At 72.7% G+C, this 16523-nt stretch carries 12 protein-coding genes; 4 read left to right on the forward strand and 8 right to left on the reverse strand.

The features are described 5' to 3' along the window. Nucleotides 1–53: 53 nt before the first annotated feature. The 7 genes from rnc to recG all read right to left on the reverse strand — a co-directional run bounded on the left by rnc (nt 54) and on the right by recG (nt 6395). Nucleotides 54–842 (reverse strand): ribonuclease III, encoded by a 789-nt coding sequence (gene rnc / locus AB0L37_RS25830; RefSeq protein ID WP_365509945.1) that lies wholly within the window; start codon nt 840–842, stop codon nt 54–56. A gap of 19 nt (nt 843–861) precedes the next feature. Beyond that, entirely contained in the window at nt 862–1035 is a 174-nt protein-coding gene (gene rpmF, locus AB0L37_RS25835) for a 50S ribosomal protein L32 (RefSeq protein ID WP_030361955.1), read from the reverse strand. Nucleotides 1036–1037: 2 nt separating this feature from the next. Continuing rightward, complete coding sequence (locus tag AB0L37_RS25840) at nt 1038–1685, reverse strand: DUF177 domain-containing protein (RefSeq protein ID WP_365510115.1); 648 nt, start codon at nt 1683–1685, stop codon at nt 1038–1040. A 156-nt stretch (nt 1686–1841) separates the two neighbouring features. Further along, nucleotides 1842–2912 carry an ATP synthase F0 subunit B gene (locus AB0L37_RS25845; protein ID WP_365509948.1) on the reverse strand — a complete coding sequence of 357 codons (1071 nt, stop codon included), beginning with the start codon at nt 2910–2912 and terminating at the stop codon, nt 1842–1844. A 94-nt stretch (nt 2913–3006) separates the two neighbouring features. After that, nucleotides 3007–3486: a pantetheine-phosphate adenylyltransferase gene (gene coaD / locus AB0L37_RS25850; protein WP_365509951.1), complete on the reverse strand. Its 480-nt coding sequence runs from the start codon at nt 3484–3486 to the stop codon at nt 3007–3009. Nucleotides 3487–3512: 26 nt separating this feature from the next. Further along, nucleotides 3513–4109, reverse strand: coding sequence for a 16S rRNA (guanine(966)-N(2))-methyltransferase RsmD (rsmD, locus tag AB0L37_RS25855; RefSeq protein WP_365509954.1), 597 nt, complete (start codon nt 4107–4109; stop codon nt 3513–3515). 81 nt (nt 4110–4190) lie between these two features. Then, nucleotides 4191–6395 (reverse strand): ATP-dependent DNA helicase RecG, encoded by a 2205-nt coding sequence (gene recG / locus AB0L37_RS25860; RefSeq protein WP_365509957.1) that lies wholly within the window; start codon nt 6393–6395, stop codon nt 4191–4193. 182 nt (nt 6396–6577) lie between these two features. On the opposite strand from recG, the gene AB0L37_RS25865 reads away from it, so the two are divergent. Beyond that, a complete protein-coding gene (locus AB0L37_RS25865; RefSeq protein WP_365509960.1) occupies nt 6578–8425 on the forward strand; it encodes an HSP90 family protein in 1848 nt (615 codons plus the stop codon). Then, nucleotides 8422–11139, forward strand: a complete 2718-nt coding sequence (locus AB0L37_RS25870) for a tetratricopeptide repeat protein (protein ID WP_365509962.1) — start codon at nt 8422–8424, stop codon at nt 11137–11139. Before AB0L37_RS25865 ends, AB0L37_RS25870 begins: the two co-directional genes overlap by 4 nt. Before the next feature lie 16 nt (nt 11140–11155). Here AB0L37_RS25870 and AB0L37_RS25875 read toward each other — a convergent pair whose 3' ends face one another. Beyond that, entirely contained in the window at nt 11156–12877 is a 1722-nt protein-coding gene (locus AB0L37_RS25875) for a DAK2 domain-containing protein (RefSeq protein ID WP_365509965.1), read from the reverse strand. 233 nt (nt 12878–13110) lie between these two features. Here AB0L37_RS25875 and rpmB point away from each other — a divergent pair, with 233 nt between their 5' ends. Further along, nucleotides 13111–13296 carry a 50S ribosomal protein L28 gene (gene rpmB, locus AB0L37_RS25880; protein ID WP_003957616.1) on the forward strand — a complete coding sequence of 62 codons (186 nt, stop codon included), beginning with the start codon at nt 13111–13113 and terminating at the stop codon, nt 13294–13296. Nucleotides 13297–13452: 156 nt separating this feature from the next. Continuing rightward, nucleotides 13453–16464 (forward strand): BTAD domain-containing putative transcriptional regulator, encoded by a 3012-nt coding sequence (locus tag AB0L37_RS25885; protein WP_365509968.1) that lies wholly within the window; start codon nt 13453–13455, stop codon nt 16462–16464. The last annotated feature ends 59 nt before the right edge of the window (nt 16465–16523 follow it).

Consider the following 16523-nt stretch of genomic DNA (forward strand, 5'->3'; position numbering starts at 1 on the left):
CGCCCGCCCCCACCGGCGGACCGGTGGGAACGGGCGACTGAGGAAACCGAGCGCTACACGCCAGGGGCGGTGTCGGCGGCCGCCCCCTCCGAGGCGGCCGCGGCAGCCGCCTCCTCGGCGCGCTCGTCCGCCGCGGCGCGAATGGCGCGCCAGGCGGACTCAGCGGCCTGCTGCTCCGCTTCCTTCTTGCTGCGGCCGGTGCCGGTGCCGTACGAGACGCCTCCGACGCGGGCGGCAGCAGTGAAGGTCTTCTCGTGGTCCGGGCCCGTCTCGGAGACCAGGTACTCGGGAACGCCGAGCCCTTCGGTCGCCGTGAGCTCCTGGAGACTGGTCTTCCAGTCCAGGCCGGCACCCAGATTCGAGGACTTCTCGATCAGCGGGTCGAAGAGCCGGTGGACGAGTTCGCCCGCCGCTTCCAGACCCTGGTCCAGATAGACAGCACCGATCACCGCTTCCAGGGTGTCGGCGAGGATGGACGCCTTGTCCCGGCCGCCCGTGCCCTCTTCGCCCCGGCCGAGCCGGATGAAGGAACCCAGGTCGAGCCCGCGGCTGACCTCCGCCAGTGCACGCGAATTGACCACCGCGGCCCGCAACTTGGCCAGCTGGCCTTCGGGCAGGTCGGGGTGGGTGCGATACAGCGTGTCGGTGACCACGAGTCCGAGCACGGAGTCCCCGAGGAACTCGAGGCGCTCGTTCGTGGGCAGCCCGCCGTTCTCGTACGCGTACGAGCGATGCGTCAGCGCACGCACCAGAAGGGCGGACTCGAGTTGGTACCCGAGCCGCCCTTCCAGAAGCGTGTGGGACGAGGCTGTGGTGTCCGCCTTTTTCTTGGCGTCAGACATAGAGCCTCTCACCAGCCGCTCAGACCTCGAGGACCTGGCGCTTGTTGTAGGTGCCACAAGCGGGGCACGCGATGTGCTGCAGCTTGGGCTCCTGGCAACGCTCACACGAAACCAGGGTGGGGACCGCAGCCTTCCACTGCGACCGGCGGTGGCGCGTGTTGCTGCGCGACATCTTCCGCTTCGGAACAGCCACGGCTACTTCTCCTGCTTCTCGTCGACGCCCGCTTGTGCTTCGGCGCCGCTCATCTCGTCCTTCTCGCCGTCCTGGATGGTGCCAGCGAGTCCCTGCAAAGCCGCCCAACGGATGTCGACGGCGTCATGGTGGTGGCCAGGTTCGTCCGAGAGACGCACTCCGCACTCGGAGCAGAGTCCCTCGCAGTCCTCCTGGCACACCGGCTGCATCGGCAGTGCGAGCACCACCGCATCACGCAGCACAGGCTCGAGGTCGAAAAGTCCGTCCTCGAGAAAGAGCCTGTCCTCGTCATCTTCCTCGGCGTCGTCGGCCGGATCCGCTTTCACACGGCCCCGGTCGTCGGCGTCAGGGTACGAGAACATCTCCTGGAAGTCCGCGTCGACCTCATGGTCGAGCGGCTCCAGACACCTTACGCACTCCCCCTTCGCCGATGCACGGGCGGTGCCTGTGACAAGCACCCCTTCCATGACCGACTCCAGACGGAGGTCGAGCTCCACCGGGGCGCCTTCCGGCACCTCGATGACTCCCTGGAGACCGAGGGCCTTGGGAGCGTCGATCGTGCGGGACAGCCGCTGCATGGCACCAGGACGCCGACCCAGCTCGTGCGTATCGAACACGAGTGGGTTGCGGTGGTCGAGGCGGGTGTTCAGGGCTGGTCCTGCTTTCGTTCTTCGAAGCTCATGGGGTCAGCGGCACCGAATCTTCCGGGCAGCTGGGACCGCACGTATACGCGCGACCGAAGAGCCAGGATACTGGACCATTCGCTCACGGCCCAATCCGGTCCCGGCCGCCCCGGAGCACACCGGTCAGCGGCCGTGCTGCTCCTGCTCGTACTGCCGGACCTGCTCCATGCTGATCATGCTCGTGTCGAAGAGACTGGTCTCGTCGAGCGCGCCGCCCTGCGCCTGCTGCTGGTCCTGCTGCTGGTAGGCGTACGGGTCCTGCTGATGCTGATAGGCGGCCGCGTACGGGTCCTGCTGCTGTTGCTGCTGATACGCGTACGGGTCCTGCTGGTACGCCGCGTACGGGTCCTGCTGCGCGTACTGCTGCTGGTAGGCGTACGGGTCCTGCTGCTCCCCGTACGCGGCGGCCGCGGCGGGCTGCTGTGCGGGGATCTGCGGGGCCTGGACCTGCTGCGCCTGGATCTGCTGGGCGTCCTGGTTGCCGATCTCGGCGAGGCCCGCCAGGTAGTCGGCGTCGCTGGTGTGCGCCTGCTCGTCCTCCGTGGGCAGGGCGCCCAGGTCGTCGCTGGCGATGCGGCCGTGCAGCTTCTGCCGGCCCTTGCCGACGGCCTCCAGGGTCTTGGCGAGCACCGCCTCGAAGGCGCCGAGCTTGGCGTCCACGTAGGAGTCGGCGTCCCTGCGCAGCGTCTCGGGGTCGTGGCTGCGCTCGGGAGCGTCCTCGTCCTCGTACCCCTGCTCGTCGGTGCCGGGGCCCGTGCCGAGCAGCTTCTCGCGGCCGCGGCCGACCGAGCCGAGCGTCTTGTTGAGGACGACCTCGAAGTTGGCGAGCTTGGAGTCGACGTAGTCGTCGGCCTCCGCGCGGATCTCCTCGGCCTCCTGGCGGGCCTCGGCGAGGATGCGGTCCGCCTCGTTCTGCGAGCGGCGGGCGATCTCGGTGTCGGAGATCAGGCTGCCGCGCTCGGCGTGCGCGGTCTCGATGATCCGCTCGGCCTCGGCGCGGGCCTGCTCGACCATCTGCTCGCGGCCGCCGATCAGCTCCTGCGCCTGCGCGAGGGAGCCGGGCAGGGCCTGGCGCACCTCGTCGAGCATGGCGAGCAGATCGGCGCGGTTGACCACGCACGAGGCCGACATGGGCATGGACCGGGCGTTGCCGACCGCGGCGACGATCTCGTCGAGCTTCTTCTGGACGTCCACCGTGTGCTCGCCACTCTCTCGTCTTGTCACTACCGATGTGACAGGGGGTTTGGAGACGGACGGGACGACTGTATGCCCAACTCGCCTGTGGGTGTCACTTCTTGGGCAGGCGCTCGGTCAGCGCCTCGTGCACCAGCGGCGGGACCAGGTGCGACACGTCGCCGCCCCAGGCCGCGACCTCCTTGACCAGCGAGGAGGACAGGAAGCTGTAGGTGGGGTTGGTGGGGACGAAGAGGGTCTCCACACCGGAGAGGCCGTTGTTCATCTGGGCCATCTGCAGCTCGTAGTCGAAGTCGCTGACGGCGCGCAGGCCCTTGACGATCGCGGGGATGTCGCGCTGCTTGCAGAAGTCGACGAGCAGGCCGTGGAAGGACTCGACCTCCACGTTGCCGAACTCGGCGGTGACGTCGCGGATCAGCTCGATCCGCTCGTCCACGGTGAACAGGCCCTGCTTCGACTGATTGATCATCACCGCGACGTGCACCACGTCGTACAGCTTGGAGGCTCGGGCGATGATGTCGAGGTGGCCGTTGGTGATGGGGTCGAACGACCCGGGACAGACTGCGCGGCGCACGGGAAGTCCCTCGCTCTCCGGTCCGGTCATCGTGCGTCGTCGCACGTGAGGGTGGTGTTCAAGGCGGCGCGACCGTACCAAAACGTGCCCTCGCCGTAGCGACGGGACCTCAGTCCCTCGAACCCGTCGGGCCACCGGAATTCGCCGCCTCGTGTGCTGCGTTCCACGGTGACGAGCGCATCGTCCGTGAGCCAGCCCTGAGTACGGAGTGTGAGCAGAATCTCCCGAAGATCGTCGTCGGAGACCGCGTACGGAGGGTCGAGGAAGACCAGGTCGTAGGGGTCGGCAGGGGGCGCGCCCGCGACGACTTGTTCCGCTTTTCCGGTACGTGCCTCGGCTCCGGGCAGGCCGACGGCCTTGATGTTCTCGCGGATCGTGCGGGCGGCTCGGGCGTCGGCCTCGACGAGGAGCGCGTGCGCGGCGCCGCGCGACAGGGCTTCCAGGCCGACGGCTCCCGAACCTGCGTACAGGTCGGCCACGCGCGCCCCGTCGAGGGTGCCGAGGAGCGCCTGCCAGGTGGAGAAGAGGCCCTCGCGCGCCCGGTCGGAGGTGGGGCGGGTGCCGTTCCCCGGCGGTACGGCCAGGCGGCGTCCGCCGGCGCGTCCGGCGATCACGCGGGTCATCTCTGCTCTCGGTCCTTGTCTCGGGGTGGTCCGGAGCGCGTGCGGTGCGCTCCGGTCCTTTGTTCCTGCGCGATCAGTGTCTCAGCCCTTGTCGAGGTACTGCTCACGCTCCTCGTCCAGGAGGGCGTCGAGGGCCGTGCGCAGGCCGGGCAGGCGGTCGAGGTCCGGGTCGGCCGCGACGACCCTGGTCGCCTCCTCGCGGGCCTCGGCGATGATCTCCTCGTCCTCGATGACGGCGAGCATCCGCAGGGACGAGCGCACGCCGGACTGGGCCTGCCCGAGGACGTCTCCCTCGCGGCGCTGCTCCAGGTCGATCCGGGACAGCTCGAACCCGTCGAGCGTGGAGGCGACGGCGCCGAGGCGGGCGCGCGCGGGGCTGGCCTCGGGCATCTCGGTGACCAGGAGGCACAGGCCCGCCGCGGAGCCACGGCCGACGCGGCCGCGCAGCTGGTGGAGCTGGGAGACGCCGAAGCGGTCGGCGTCCATGATCACCATCGCCGTCGCGTTCGGCACGTTCACCCCGACCTCGATGACGGTCGTGGCGACGAGCACGTCCGTCTCCCCCGCGGCGAACCGGCGCATCACCGCGTCCTTGTCGTCGGGGTGCATCCGCCCGTGCAGCACCTCGACCTTGAGTCCTTGGAGCGGCCCGTGCGCCAGCTCCTCGGCGACGTCGAGGACGGCGAGCGGGGGCCGCTTCTCGGCCTCGTCCTCGGCGGACTTCTTCTTGCCCTTCTTGGGCTTGTCGTCCTCGTCGTCGCCGATGCGGGGGCAGACGACGTACGCCTGATGCCCGTTCTCCACCTCCTCCCGGACGCGCTCCCACGCGCGCGCGAGGAAGTGCGGCTTGTCGGCGGCGGGCACCACATGGCTGGCGATCGGCGAGCGCCCGGCCGGGAGCTGGTCGAGGACGGAGGTCTCCAGGTCGCCGAAGACGGTCATGGCGACGGTGCGCGGGATCGGTGTCGCCGTCATGACCAGGAGGTGGGGCGGCTGCTTGCCCTTGGAGCGCAGGGCGTCGCGCTGCTCCACGCCGAACCGGTGCTGCTCGTCCACGACGACCAGGCCCAGATCGTGGAACTGCACCTTGTCCTCGATCAGGGCGTGCGTGCCGATGACGACGCCGGCCTCGCCGGTGACCAGGTCGAGCAGTGCCTGCTTGCGGGCGGCGGTGCCCATGGAGCCGGTGAGCAGGACGACCTTGGTGGAGTGCTCGGCGCCGCCGAGCATGCCGGCCTGCGCCAGCTCGCCCATCATCTCGGTGATCGAGCGGTGGTGCTGCTGGGCGAGGACCTCGGTGGGCGCGAGCATCGCGGCCTGCCCGCCGGCGTCGACCACGGCGAGCATCGCGCGCAGGGCCACCATCGTCTTGCCGGAGCCCACCTCGCCCTGGAGCAGCCGGTGCATCGGATGCTCGGTGGCGAGGTCGTCGAAGATCTCCTTGGAGACCTTCCGCTGGCCGTCGGTGAGCGTGAACGGCAGCTTCGCGTCGAAGGCCGTGAGCAGTCCGTCCGCCTTCGGCACGCGCGCGACGGCGGTCAGCTGGGTGTCGGCGAACCGGCGCCTGGCGAGGGCGACTTGGAGGACGAAGGCCTCGTCCCACTTGAGGCGGGCGCGGGCGTCGGCGATGTCCGCCTTCGTGTGCGGCCGGTGGATCTTGATCAGGGCTTCGGGGAGCGGGACCAGGCCGCGGCCCTCACGCAGCGCGTCGGGCAGCGGGTCGAGGGCCTCCTGTGCGCTGGGCAGCACCAGGTCGACCGCCTTGGCGATCTTCCAGGACTCCAGCTTGGCGGTGGCCGGGTAGATGGGCAGCAGGGCCCCGGCCCAGGAGCCGACGGCCTCGGCCGCGTCCTCGGTCGATTCGGCGGTCAGCAACTGGTAGGCGGGGTGCGCCAGTTGCATCTTCCTGTTGAAGAGCGAGACCTTGCCGGCGAACATCGCGCGCGTGCCCGGCAGCAGGTCCTTGTGCGGCTTGTGGATGCCCTTGCCGAAGAAGACGAGCTGGATCTGGCCGCTGCCGTCCGTGATGGTCACTTCGAGGCGCTGGCCGCTGCCGCCGTTGAACCTCAGGACGCGGGCGGTCGCGACCTGGGCGACGACGGTGACGTGCTCGTCCAGCGGCAGCTCCGCGAGGCGCGTGAGCTCGCCGCGCTCCGCGTATCTGCGCGGGTAGTGGTGGAGCAGGTCCCCGACGGTGTGCAGGCCTAGGTGCTCGGCCATCACCTTCGCGGTGGGTGGGCCGAGCACTTTCTTCAGCGGTTCTTCGAGCGCAGGCACGAGATCCATTGCACACCACGCCACTGACAATCACCGCACATCCCCGGATCCGGCCGGTCCTGCGGCCTTTATCCGCTGGTCGGGAGAGGCATGGCGGACCTAGGATGACCGGCTCCGAGCCTGATCGCGGTCACCTCTCGCGGGACCGCCCGACCCGCGCCGTCGCCCGTCCCCCCACCGGCGCAGCGACGATGGATTCCCAGACTTCTCAGAATGCGCACGGTGCCCAGGCGCCGCACACACCGCACACGTTCCAGGTCGACCTGCGCGGTCTCGTCGACCTGCTCTCCCACCATCTGTACTCCAGCCCGAAGGTCTACCTGCGCGAGCTGTTGCAGAACGCGGTGGACGCCATCACCGCCCGCCGCGCCGAGCAGCCCGACTCCCCCGCCACCGTGCGGCTGTTCGCCGAGGGCGGGGCGCTGCGGGTCGAGGACTCCGGCATCGGGCTGACCAAGACGGACGTGCACCAGCTGCTCGCCACGATCGGGCGCAGCTCCAAGCGCGGCGACGGTCTGGAGTCGGCCCGCGCCGACTTCCTCGGCCAGTTCGGCATCGGCCTGCTCGCGTGCTTCGTCGTGGCCGAGCGGATCCGCGTGGTCAGCCGCAGCGCGCGCACACCGGACGCCCCGCCCGTCGAGTGGACGGCCCGCGACGACGGCTCGTACACGGTCCGTACGCTCCCGGACGCGGCCCGCCTCGAACCCGGCACGACCGTGCACCTGGAGGCCCGCGCGGGCGCCGCGGACTGGCTGGCGGAGGAGCGGGTGCTGTCCCTGGCGCGGGACTTCGGCTCGCTGCTCCCGTACGACGTGCGCGTCGGCGAGGCCGCGGTGACGGACCTGCCCGCCGTCTGGGACCGTCCGTATCCGAGCCCTGCCGCGCGCCGGGTGGCCCTGGCCCGGCACTGCCACGACCTGTTCGGGTTCACGCCGCTGGACTCGATCGACCTGGACGTGCCGCTGGCCGGCATCCGGGGCGTGGCGCACGTGCTGCCGCAGGCGGTGAGCCCCGCCCAGCGCGCGGGACACCGGGTGCATCTGAAGGGCATGCTCCTCACGGAGCGGGCCGAGCAACTCCTGCCCGACTGGGCCTTCTTCGTGCGCTGCGTCATCGACACGGACAGCCTGCGCCCCACCGCGTCGCGCGAGTCCCTGTACGAGGACGAGACCCTGGCCGCCGTGCGGGAGGCCCTGGGCGAGCGCATCCGGGAGTGGCTGACGTCGCTCGCGGCGGGCGATCCGGAGCGGCTCGCCGCCTTCTTGTCGGTGCACCACCTGGGGGTCAAGTCCCTTGCGCGGCACGACAAGGAGATGCTGCGCACCATGCTTCCGTGGCTGCCGTTCGAGACGACGGACGGGCAGCTCTCCCTGGAGGAGTTCGCGCAGCGCCACCCTGTCGTGCACTTCACGCGGACGGTGGAGGAGTACCGGCAGGTGGCGCCGATCGCCTCCGCCCAGGGGATCGGTGTCGTCAACGGGGGTTATACGTATGACAGCGACCTCGTGGAGGCGCTGCCGTCCGTACGCCCCGGCACCGTGGTCGCCGAGCTGGACGCGGACACCGTCACCGCGCACCTGGACAGCGTCGACCCGGCCGAGGAACTGGCCCTGTCGGCGTTCCTGGCCGCCGCGCGGGCCAGGCTCGACCCGCTGGGCTGTGACGTCGCCCTGCGCGCCTTCCATCCGCTGACGGTGCCCGCGCTGCACCTGGACGACCGCGCCGCCCGGCACGAGCAGGCGCGCGCGGACGCCGAGGCGCAGGCGGACGACCTGTGGGCGGGCATTCTGGGCTCGCTGCGCGGCAGCGCTCCTCGCGCGCGGCTCGTTCTCAATCACCTCAACCCGCTGATCCGCAGGGTGAGTTCGCTGACCGACCCGGAGCTGGTCGGCACGGCCGCCGAGGCCCTGTACGGGCAGGCCCTGCTGATGGCGCAGCGCCCGCTGCGCCCGGCCGACTCGGCGCTTCTGAACCGCTCGTTCATCGGCCTCCTGGAGTGGGCCACGCACCCCGGCACCGGAAAGGACGACGCCCGATGAACGGAACCGACGGGATCCCGGACCTGGACGGCCTGCGGCGCGCCATGGCGGAGAACGCCGCGCAGCCCGAGGGGCCGGCGCGGGGCGCCCGCGCGGAGCTGCTGCTCGCGCAGGCGGAGAAGCTCGGCGAGCCGCTCGCCGTGATCGAGGCGCTCGGCCACCAGCTGCAGATGTACAACTACAGCTCCGAGAAGGCCAAGATGTTCGTCCCCTTCGCGCGGCTGCTGCGCATGTGGGACGAGCACCCCGAGGACTTCGACGCCTACGAGACGCACTCGCTGCACTGGGTCTTCAAGTGGATGTCCGGCGGCATGCTGAGCCAGCCGCACATCCCGCTCGCCTCCATGGAGAAGTGGCTCGGCGAGATGGAGCACCGCTACAGGGTGGCCGGGCACTCCGAACGGGCCGTCCGTATGAGCGAGTTCTACGTCGCCGACCACATAGGTGACGAAGAGCGGGCCACGCGCGCGTACGAGGCGTGGCTCGCGGCGGACCGCGACACCATGGCCGACTGCCATGCCTGCGAGCTGAACGGGCAGGGTGCCCGCCAGGCGGCGCTGCGCAACGACGAGCGCGCCCTGGAGCTGTGGCGTCCGGTCCTGGAGGGCGAGCACACCTGCGCCCACGAGCCGCACGCCACCCTCGCCGACTCGCTGCTGCCCCTGCTGCGCCTGGGCCGTCCCGAGGAGGCCCGCGCGAACCATCTGCGCGGCTACCGCCTCGTACGGCGGATGGAGTCGATGCGGGGCGCGTTCGCGGCGCACGTGGAGTTCTGCGCCCTGACGGGCAACGAGGCGCGCGCCCTGGAACTGCTGGCGGAGCGCCCGGCCTACTTCACCGACACCGGCAACCCCCAGGGTCTGATGGACTTCCTCGGGGTGACGGCACTGGTGATGGACCGGCTGACCGAGCTGGGCCTGGGCGAGCAGAGCGTCCCCGGTCCGGCCGGCCGCTCCTGGACGGCCGCGGAACTCGCGGCGCACGCGCGCGCGGAGGCGCTCGCCCTCGCGGCCCACTTCGACGAGCGCAACGGCACAGACCGGGTGGGCACGCGGCTGCGGGAGCGGATGGCCCAGCGGCCCCTGCTGGATCGGCTGCCGCTCGGCGTACGGGTCGTGCGCACGGCCGCGCCCCCGAAGCCGGTCGTCACAGCCCCCGCGGAGCAGCCCCGCGACGCCGCGGCCCTGGTGGAGCGGGCGCGACGCGTCTCCGAGGAGACCGGCGGGCCGGAGGCGGGACGGGCCTGGGAGGCGGCGGCGCGCGCCGCCGAGGCGGAGGGCCTGGAGCTGTCCGCTCGCGACCGCGCCGAGATCGTCGACTACGAAGCGATGCGTTCCGAGGACGGCGCCGAACTGTTCGCCCGTGCGGCCGAGTTGTACGCCGCCGCCGGGGACGAGGACGAGGCCCGGGCCGCACGCGCGCGTGGCGCGTACGCGATGTCCCGCGCGGGCCGCGCCGACGACGCGCTCGCCGCGATCCGCGCACCGTACGAGGAGGTCCTCGCCGCCCTGCCCGATCTGGACGTCACGACGGCCCGCCCGGCGGCGGCGGTGCTGGCCTGCCGCGCGCAGATCCTGCTGCGGGAGCATGCCGGGGACGCCGACATCGCGGCGGCCGAGGAGTGCGCGCGCCGGCTGCTCGCGCTCACCGAGCCGTTCTCGGCGGTGCCGCACCTGGCGTCGCAGGCCGCGTCCGCCCGGTCGATGCTCGGCGACATCGCGCTGCACCATGGCGACGCGGACAAGGCACGGGCGCTGTACGAGGAGGCCGCCGCCGCGCACGTGGCGGCGGGGCGGCCATGGGTGGCCGTGGACTGCGAGGCGCGGCTCGCGGGGCTCGCCCGCGACCGGGACGACGCGGCGGACGCCGAGCGGGCCCTGCGCGCCGCACTGGCGCACGGCGCCGGGTACCTGGAGCCTGCGGGCTCCGCGCAGTTGAACCTCCAGCTGGCCGAAGTCCTCGCCGCCACCGGGCAGTTCGGGCCCGCGTCCGCGCACGCCCTGGAGGCCGCCCACTGGGCCGACGAGGCGGGCGACAGCCCGGGGCTCGGCGCCTGGGCACGCTTCCAGCTCGGCGGTCACCTGCTGCGCGAGGAGCGCACGGCCGAGGCCGCCGAAGTCCTGGAGTCGGCGCTGCTCGACCTGACGGCCGAGGACCACGGGGAGGGCGCCCTCGTCCAGGCCCAGTGGTGGCTCGGCGACTGCGCCCGTGCGCTCGGCGAGCACCTTCAGGCCGCCGAGGCCTGGCTGAAGGCCGCCGAGATCGCGCAGCACTGGCCCGAGCAGCGCGACCACGCGATGCTCGCGAACCTGGCGGCGGACGCCCTCGAACGGGCGGGCCGCACCGAGGATGCTGATCGCGCCTACGCGCGCGCGGGCGAGCTGTGGCGCTCTCTGGGCCACATACATGCGGTGGTGCGGTGCCTGCGCGCGCGTGCCTGGCTCGACTCCGCGTCGGCGGACGACGAGCGGGCGTTCATGACGGCGGCGATCGGAGCCTGCGAGGAGGCGCTCGCCACGGAGGACGCCGACCACGAGGCGCTGCGGTCCGAACTCGGCCACACGCACCGGCAGTTCGCGGAGCTGCTCGCCCGGCACGCGCCCGCCGCGGAGACGGCCGCACAGTTGGACCTGGCCGCGGCGGCGTTCGACGAGGCCGGTGACGCCGAAGCGCGGGACGAAGCCCGGGCCGCTCGGGCGGCGCTTTCGGAGTAGGCCGCGAGGCGGGTGGCTACTCGACGCCGATCAGGATCAGCGCCGACTGCCGCCCGCCCCGGTAGACCATCGTGTCCACGGCCAGGTAGGTCTCGCGTACGTGCAGTTCGAGGCTGTCCGCGACCTCGTCCGGCACGTCGTCGCCGAGGACGAGGGTGACCAGCTCGCCGCCCGCGGCGAGCATCCGGTCGAGGACGGTGCGGGCGGTCGCCGGGATCTCGCTGCCGATGACCGCCACGTCGCCGTCGATGAGCCCGAGGACGTCCCCGGCCTGGCAGATGCCGGCCATGGTCCACGACTGCCGCTCGGCGACGGTCAGTTCGGCGTAGCGGGTCGCGCCCGCGGCCGACGTCATCGCCACGACGTCCTCGTCGAAGCGCCGGTCCGGCTCGTGCACGGCGAGCGCCGCGATGCCCTGCACCGCGGACCTGGTCGGGATGAGCGCGACCCGTACGCCCTCGGAACGGGCCTGTTCGGCGGCGGCCGCCGCGGTGTGCCGCAGCTCCGCGTCGTTCGGCAGCAGCACGACCTCGCGCGCGTGGGCCCGCCGGATGGCGTCGACCAGCTCCCCGCTGGCGGGCGGCTCACCGGGCCGGTCGGGCACGGTCGTCGCGCCCGCCTCCGCGTACAGACCGGCGAGCCCGTCACCCGGCACGACCGCCACGACGGCCCGCTGCGCCCGCTCGCGCGGCGGGGCCGAGGACCGGGCCGTATGGGCGTCGCCGAGCCCGAAGTGCGTGATGCGGATGCGATACGGGCGGCCCGCCTCGACGCCCGCCTCCACGGCGGCACCCGCGTCGTCGACATGGACGTGCACGTTCCACAGCCCGTCCCCGCCCACGACGACCAGGGAGTCCCCGAGGGCGTCGAGCCTGGTCCGCAGCCGGGCGACGTGCCGGTCGTCGGCCTCGAGGAGGTAGATGACCTCGAAGGCGGGCCCCGGGCCGCCGTGCTCCTCCGCGCATTCAAGAGGCGCGGTCGGGGACGGCGCACCCACGCGCGCGTGCCCGTTCTCCTCCCGGCGGGGCACCGGCGCCGCCTCCCCCGAGACGGCCTCGGTCAGCGCCCGCAGGACGGCGACGAGGCCACGGCCCCCCGCGTCCACGACCCCCGCGCCGGCCAGGACCGCCAGCTGCCCCGGCGTCGCGTCCAGCGCCGTGCACGCGCCTTCATAGGCGGCGCGGGCGACGGCCCCGCAGTCGCCGTCGACGTCCGCCGCCGCGTCCGCGGCCGCCGTCGCGACGGTGAGGACGGTGCCTTCGACGGGGTGGGCGACGGCCTCGCGGGCGGACTCGGCGGCCCTGCGCAGCGCCAGGCGCAGGGCTCCTGGCGCAGCCCCGGCCGCGTGATCTCCGTCACGGCCCGCGTCGGCGGCGAGGACCTGGGCCATGCCCCGCAGCAGCTGCGCGAGGATCGTCCCCGAATTCCCGCGGGCGCCGATGAGGGCGCCGTGCGCCATCGCGCGGATCACCTCGGGCAGTTCGGGCACGGCGGGCTCCCGGCCCGCCTGAAGACCGGCGAAGACCGCTTCCACGGCCTGATGCGCGGACTCCACGGTCAGATACAGGTTGGTGCCGGTGTCCCCGTCGGCCACGGGATAGACGTTGATCGCGTCGATCTCCGCGCGCTCGCGGCCGAGCGCTTCCAGGGCGAGGGAGCACCAGGCGCGCACCGCGACGACGTCGAGTACATGCGGCACCTGCGGCACCTGCGCCTCCTTGAGCTGCGGGACTGGCACCGCAGAGTAGACCCCGGGGGTCGGCCGTCCGGGAAGAGGGCCCGGCCCGGGAGCCGGGGCAGCGGCCCGGGCAGCCATGGTAGTTTCGTTGTACCGAAGCAGCCGTTGTATGCTGCTCCGGTTGCCCGATACCCATCGGGCCATCCCCCTGGCACCGCCACTCAGATCCTCCGATCCTGATCCCGGCATGCCGGGATCAACCGTAAGTGCATCTGAAGTCTTTGGAGTGACCCGTGGCTGCCAACTGCGACGTCTGCGGCAAGGGGCCGGGCTTCGGCAACAACATTTCGCACTCGCACCGCCGTACGTCCCGTCGCTGGAACCCGAACATCCAGCGTGTGCGTGCAGTGGTCGGGCGGACGCCGAAGCGGCTCAACGTCTGCACCTCGTGCATCAAGGCCGGCAAGGTCTCGCGCTGACGTAACGCGTAGCGCGGCCACCTCGCTGGTTGCTTGAAGAAGCCGGTCCCCTCGGGGGCCGGCTTCTTCGTGTGCCCGGACCTCCTTCCGTCCGCGGCGGTGCGCACGATCCGCCGTCCGGCCACGACTGTCAGTGGCGGCTGCCAGACTCTGCGCATGCGGTTCGGCATCCTCGGCCCTCTCGACGTACGGGCACTCGACGGCAGCCCGCTGGATCCCGGCGGGCCGCGCCCGCGCGCCCTGCTGACGCTGCTGCTCCTGGACGCGGGCCGCACCGTCTCGCCGGAGCGCCTGATCGACGGCCTGTACGGCGAACACCCCCCGGCCGGTGCGGGCAACGCTCTGCAGTCCCAGGTCTCACGGCTGCGCAAGCGCCTGAGCCTGGAGATCGAGGCGGGCCCCGCCGGATACCGGCTGGCCGTCGACCCGGACGACGTGGACCTGCACCGCTTCGAGCGGCTCGCGCGTGAGGGCCGGCAGTCGCTGTCCGCCGGGGACCACGCGCGCGCGGCGGCCGTCCTGCGTGAGGGCCTTGCCCTGTGGCGCGGGCCGGCGCCCGGTGACCTGCCGCGCCTGGAAGAGCTGCGCCTGAGCGCCGTACAGGACCGCATCGAGGCCGACCTCACGCTGGGCGGCGACGCCGACCTGGTGGCCGAGGTCCGCGAACTGATCGCGCGGCACCCCCTGAGCGAGCGGCTGTACGGGCTACTGATGCGTGCCCTTCAGGCGGCCGGGCGCCCCGCCGAGGCACTGCGGGCCTATGAGGAGGCGCGCCGCGTCCTCGCCGACGAGCTGGGCACCGACCCGTCCCCCGAGCTCGCCGCGCTGCACCTGGAGCTGCTTCAGGGCCGAGGTCAGGACCCGGTCCGCCGGCGCGGGGTCCCGGCACAGCTGACCCGGTTCGTGGGGCGTGCGGACGAGCTGGCGCGGATCGACGAACTGCTGGACGAGGCCCGTCTGGTGACGCTGACCGGGCCGGGCGGGGCGGGCAAGACCCGGCTCGCGATCGAGGCGGCCGCCTCCCGCGCGGACGTCTGCTACGTGGAGCTGGCGCCGCTCGCCGACGGGGCGCAGGTCCCGTACGCCGTGCTCACCGCACTCGGCGTACGCGAAGGGCTGCGCGGCCCCCGGACCGCGGACGCCACCGAGCGGCTCATGGCGGCGCTGGAGGACCGCGAACTCCTGCTGGTGCTCGACAACTGTGAGCATGTGGTCGAGGGCGCCGCCCGCGCGGCGGGGCTCCTCCTCGCCACCTGCCCGGGCCTGCGGATCCTGGCGACCAGCCGGGAGGCGCTGGGGATCACCGGCGAGGCGCTGTGTCCGGTGCCGCCGCTGAGCGCCGGTCCGGCGGCGCTGCTGTTCAGGGACCGGGCCGCGGCGGTGCGGCCGGACTTCGCGGGGGACGGGCACGCGCGCGTGGCCGCGATCGACGCCATCTGCGCGGCGCTCGACGGGCTGCCGCTGGCCATCGAGCTGGCCGCGGCCAGGCTGCGGACGCTCACCGTCGAAGAGCTGGCCGAGCGGCTCGGCGACCGCTTCCGGGTCCTGTCGCGCGGGGACCGCACGAAGGCACCACGGCACCGCACCCTGCGGGCCGTCGTGGAGTGGAGCTGGGAGCTGCTCGACGAGGAGGAGCGGGATCTGGCGTGCCGGCTGACGGTGTTCACGGCCGGAGGCCTGTCCGGGGGCGCCACGCTGGACGCGGTGGAGGCGGTCTGCGGCATCCCGTATCCGGAGGACCTGCTCGCGTCGCTGGCCGAGAAGTCCTTCCTGGAGGCGTCCGAGGGCCGCTACCGGATGCTGGAGACGATCCGCGCGTTCTGTGCCGAGCACCTGGCGGACGACCTGCGAGCGGAGCTCCGGGACGCTCACGCGGCGTACTTCCTGCGGCTCGCCGAGGAGGCCGAGCCGCGACTGCGCGGATCCGATCAACTCCCGTGGCTGGAAAGACTGTCGGCCGAGCGGGCCGATCTCGATGCCGCCCTGCGCCACCTCGTGGGCGCCGCCCCCTCCGACGGCTTGCGGCTCATGGCTGCCCTGTCGTGGTTCTGGCGGCTGCGCGGCCTGGCCGGTGAGCGGGTGGCACTCGCCCGCGACCTCGTCGACGCGGTGGGGTCCGAGCCGCCGCCGGGCTTGGAGGAGGAGTACGCGCTGTGTGCGCTCAATGCCGTCATAGGGGACGGCGACGACGCCCGGCTCGATCGCGCGGACCGCGTACTGTCCACGATCGACCGCCAGTTGAGGCTGCCCTTCACGGTCGTGCTGTGGACGCTCGCGGTCGGCCCGGAGCGCTCTCGCGACGAGCGGGTGCGCGCCCAGGTCGGGGACGACCCGTGGGGTCGGGCGCTGCTCGGCATCGGGCTCGGGTTCCAGGAGCAGTTCGCCGGACGTCCGGCGGCGGCCGAGGCGCTGTTCACTCAGGCTCTCGACGGCTTTCGGGAGACCGGTGACCGGTGGGGCATGGCCAACTCCCTGGACCAGCTGGGGCTGCTCGCGGACTGGCGCGGGGAGCGGGCGCACGCACTGGAGCTGCTCGACGAAGCGCTCGGCTACGCGCGGGAGCTGGCCGCGCCGGAGGAGACCGCGGACCTGCTGTGCCGGCGCGGGACCGTGCTGCTGCGCAGCGCCGCGTACGAGGAGGCGGACGCCGACTTCGCTCGGGCGGGCGACCTCGCGCGGGCCGCGGGCGCACCGGAGAAGGTGGCGGGCGCGTTCTGGGGCAGGGGCGACGCTGCCCGTCTGTCGGGCGCCCCGGCCCGGGCCAGGGAGCACTACGAGACGGCGCTGGAGACCAGTGCACGCTCCTGGTACAGCGTGGGCCAGACCGTGCACATCTTCCTGGGCCTCGGGCGCACCGCTCTCGCGCAGGGGCGCACGGCCGAGGCGGACGAATGGTTCGCGCAGGCCCGCACCCTGTCGACCGGCGACCTGACGCAAGGGCTCGAACTGGCGGAGGTGGCCGAGGCCCTGGCGTCCCGGGCGGAGGCGCCCGAGCAGGCAGCGACGCTCCTGGGCGCCGCGGCGGCGATGCGCGGGCAGCTCATCGTGGACGACCCGGACGTCACTCCGCTCGAGCGGCGGATCCGGCGGCTGCTCGCTCCCGAGGTGTACAAGAAGGCCTTCGAGCTGGGCGGAATCCTGCGGGAGAAGGCCGTCCGCGCACCCTGACAGGCGGCGCGTCAGGCGCCCGGTCAGCGGGCGGTCAGCCGCGGTCAGCGCGTGGTCAG

This window comes from Streptomyces sp. NPDC052225 (genome assembly GCF_040679615.1).
Lineage (GTDB): Bacteria > Actinomycetota > Actinomycetes > Streptomycetales > Streptomycetaceae > Streptomyces.

Coding starts and splice junctions, on each gene's coding strand:
- rnc (WP_365509945.1), bottom strand. CDS start 842: ATGTCTGACGCCAAGAAAAAGGCGGACACCACAGCCTCGTCCCACACG.
- rsmD (WP_365509954.1), bottom strand. CDS start 4,109: ATGACCCGCGTGATCGCCGGACGCGCCGGCGGACGCCGCCTGGCCGTA.
- recG (WP_365509957.1), bottom strand. CDS start 6,395: ATGGATCTCGTGCCTGCGCTCGAAGAACCGCTGAAGAAAGTGCTCGGC.
- AB0L37_RS25865 (WP_365509960.1), top strand. CDS start 6,578: ATGGATTCCCAGACTTCTCAGAATGCGCACGGTGCCCAGGCGCCGCAC.
- AB0L37_RS25870 (WP_365509962.1), top strand. CDS start 8,422: ATGAACGGAACCGACGGGATCCCGGACCTGGACGGCCTGCGGCGCGCC.
- AB0L37_RS25885 (WP_365509968.1), top strand. CDS start 13,453: ATGCGGTTCGGCATCCTCGGCCCTCTCGACGTACGGGCACTCGACGGC.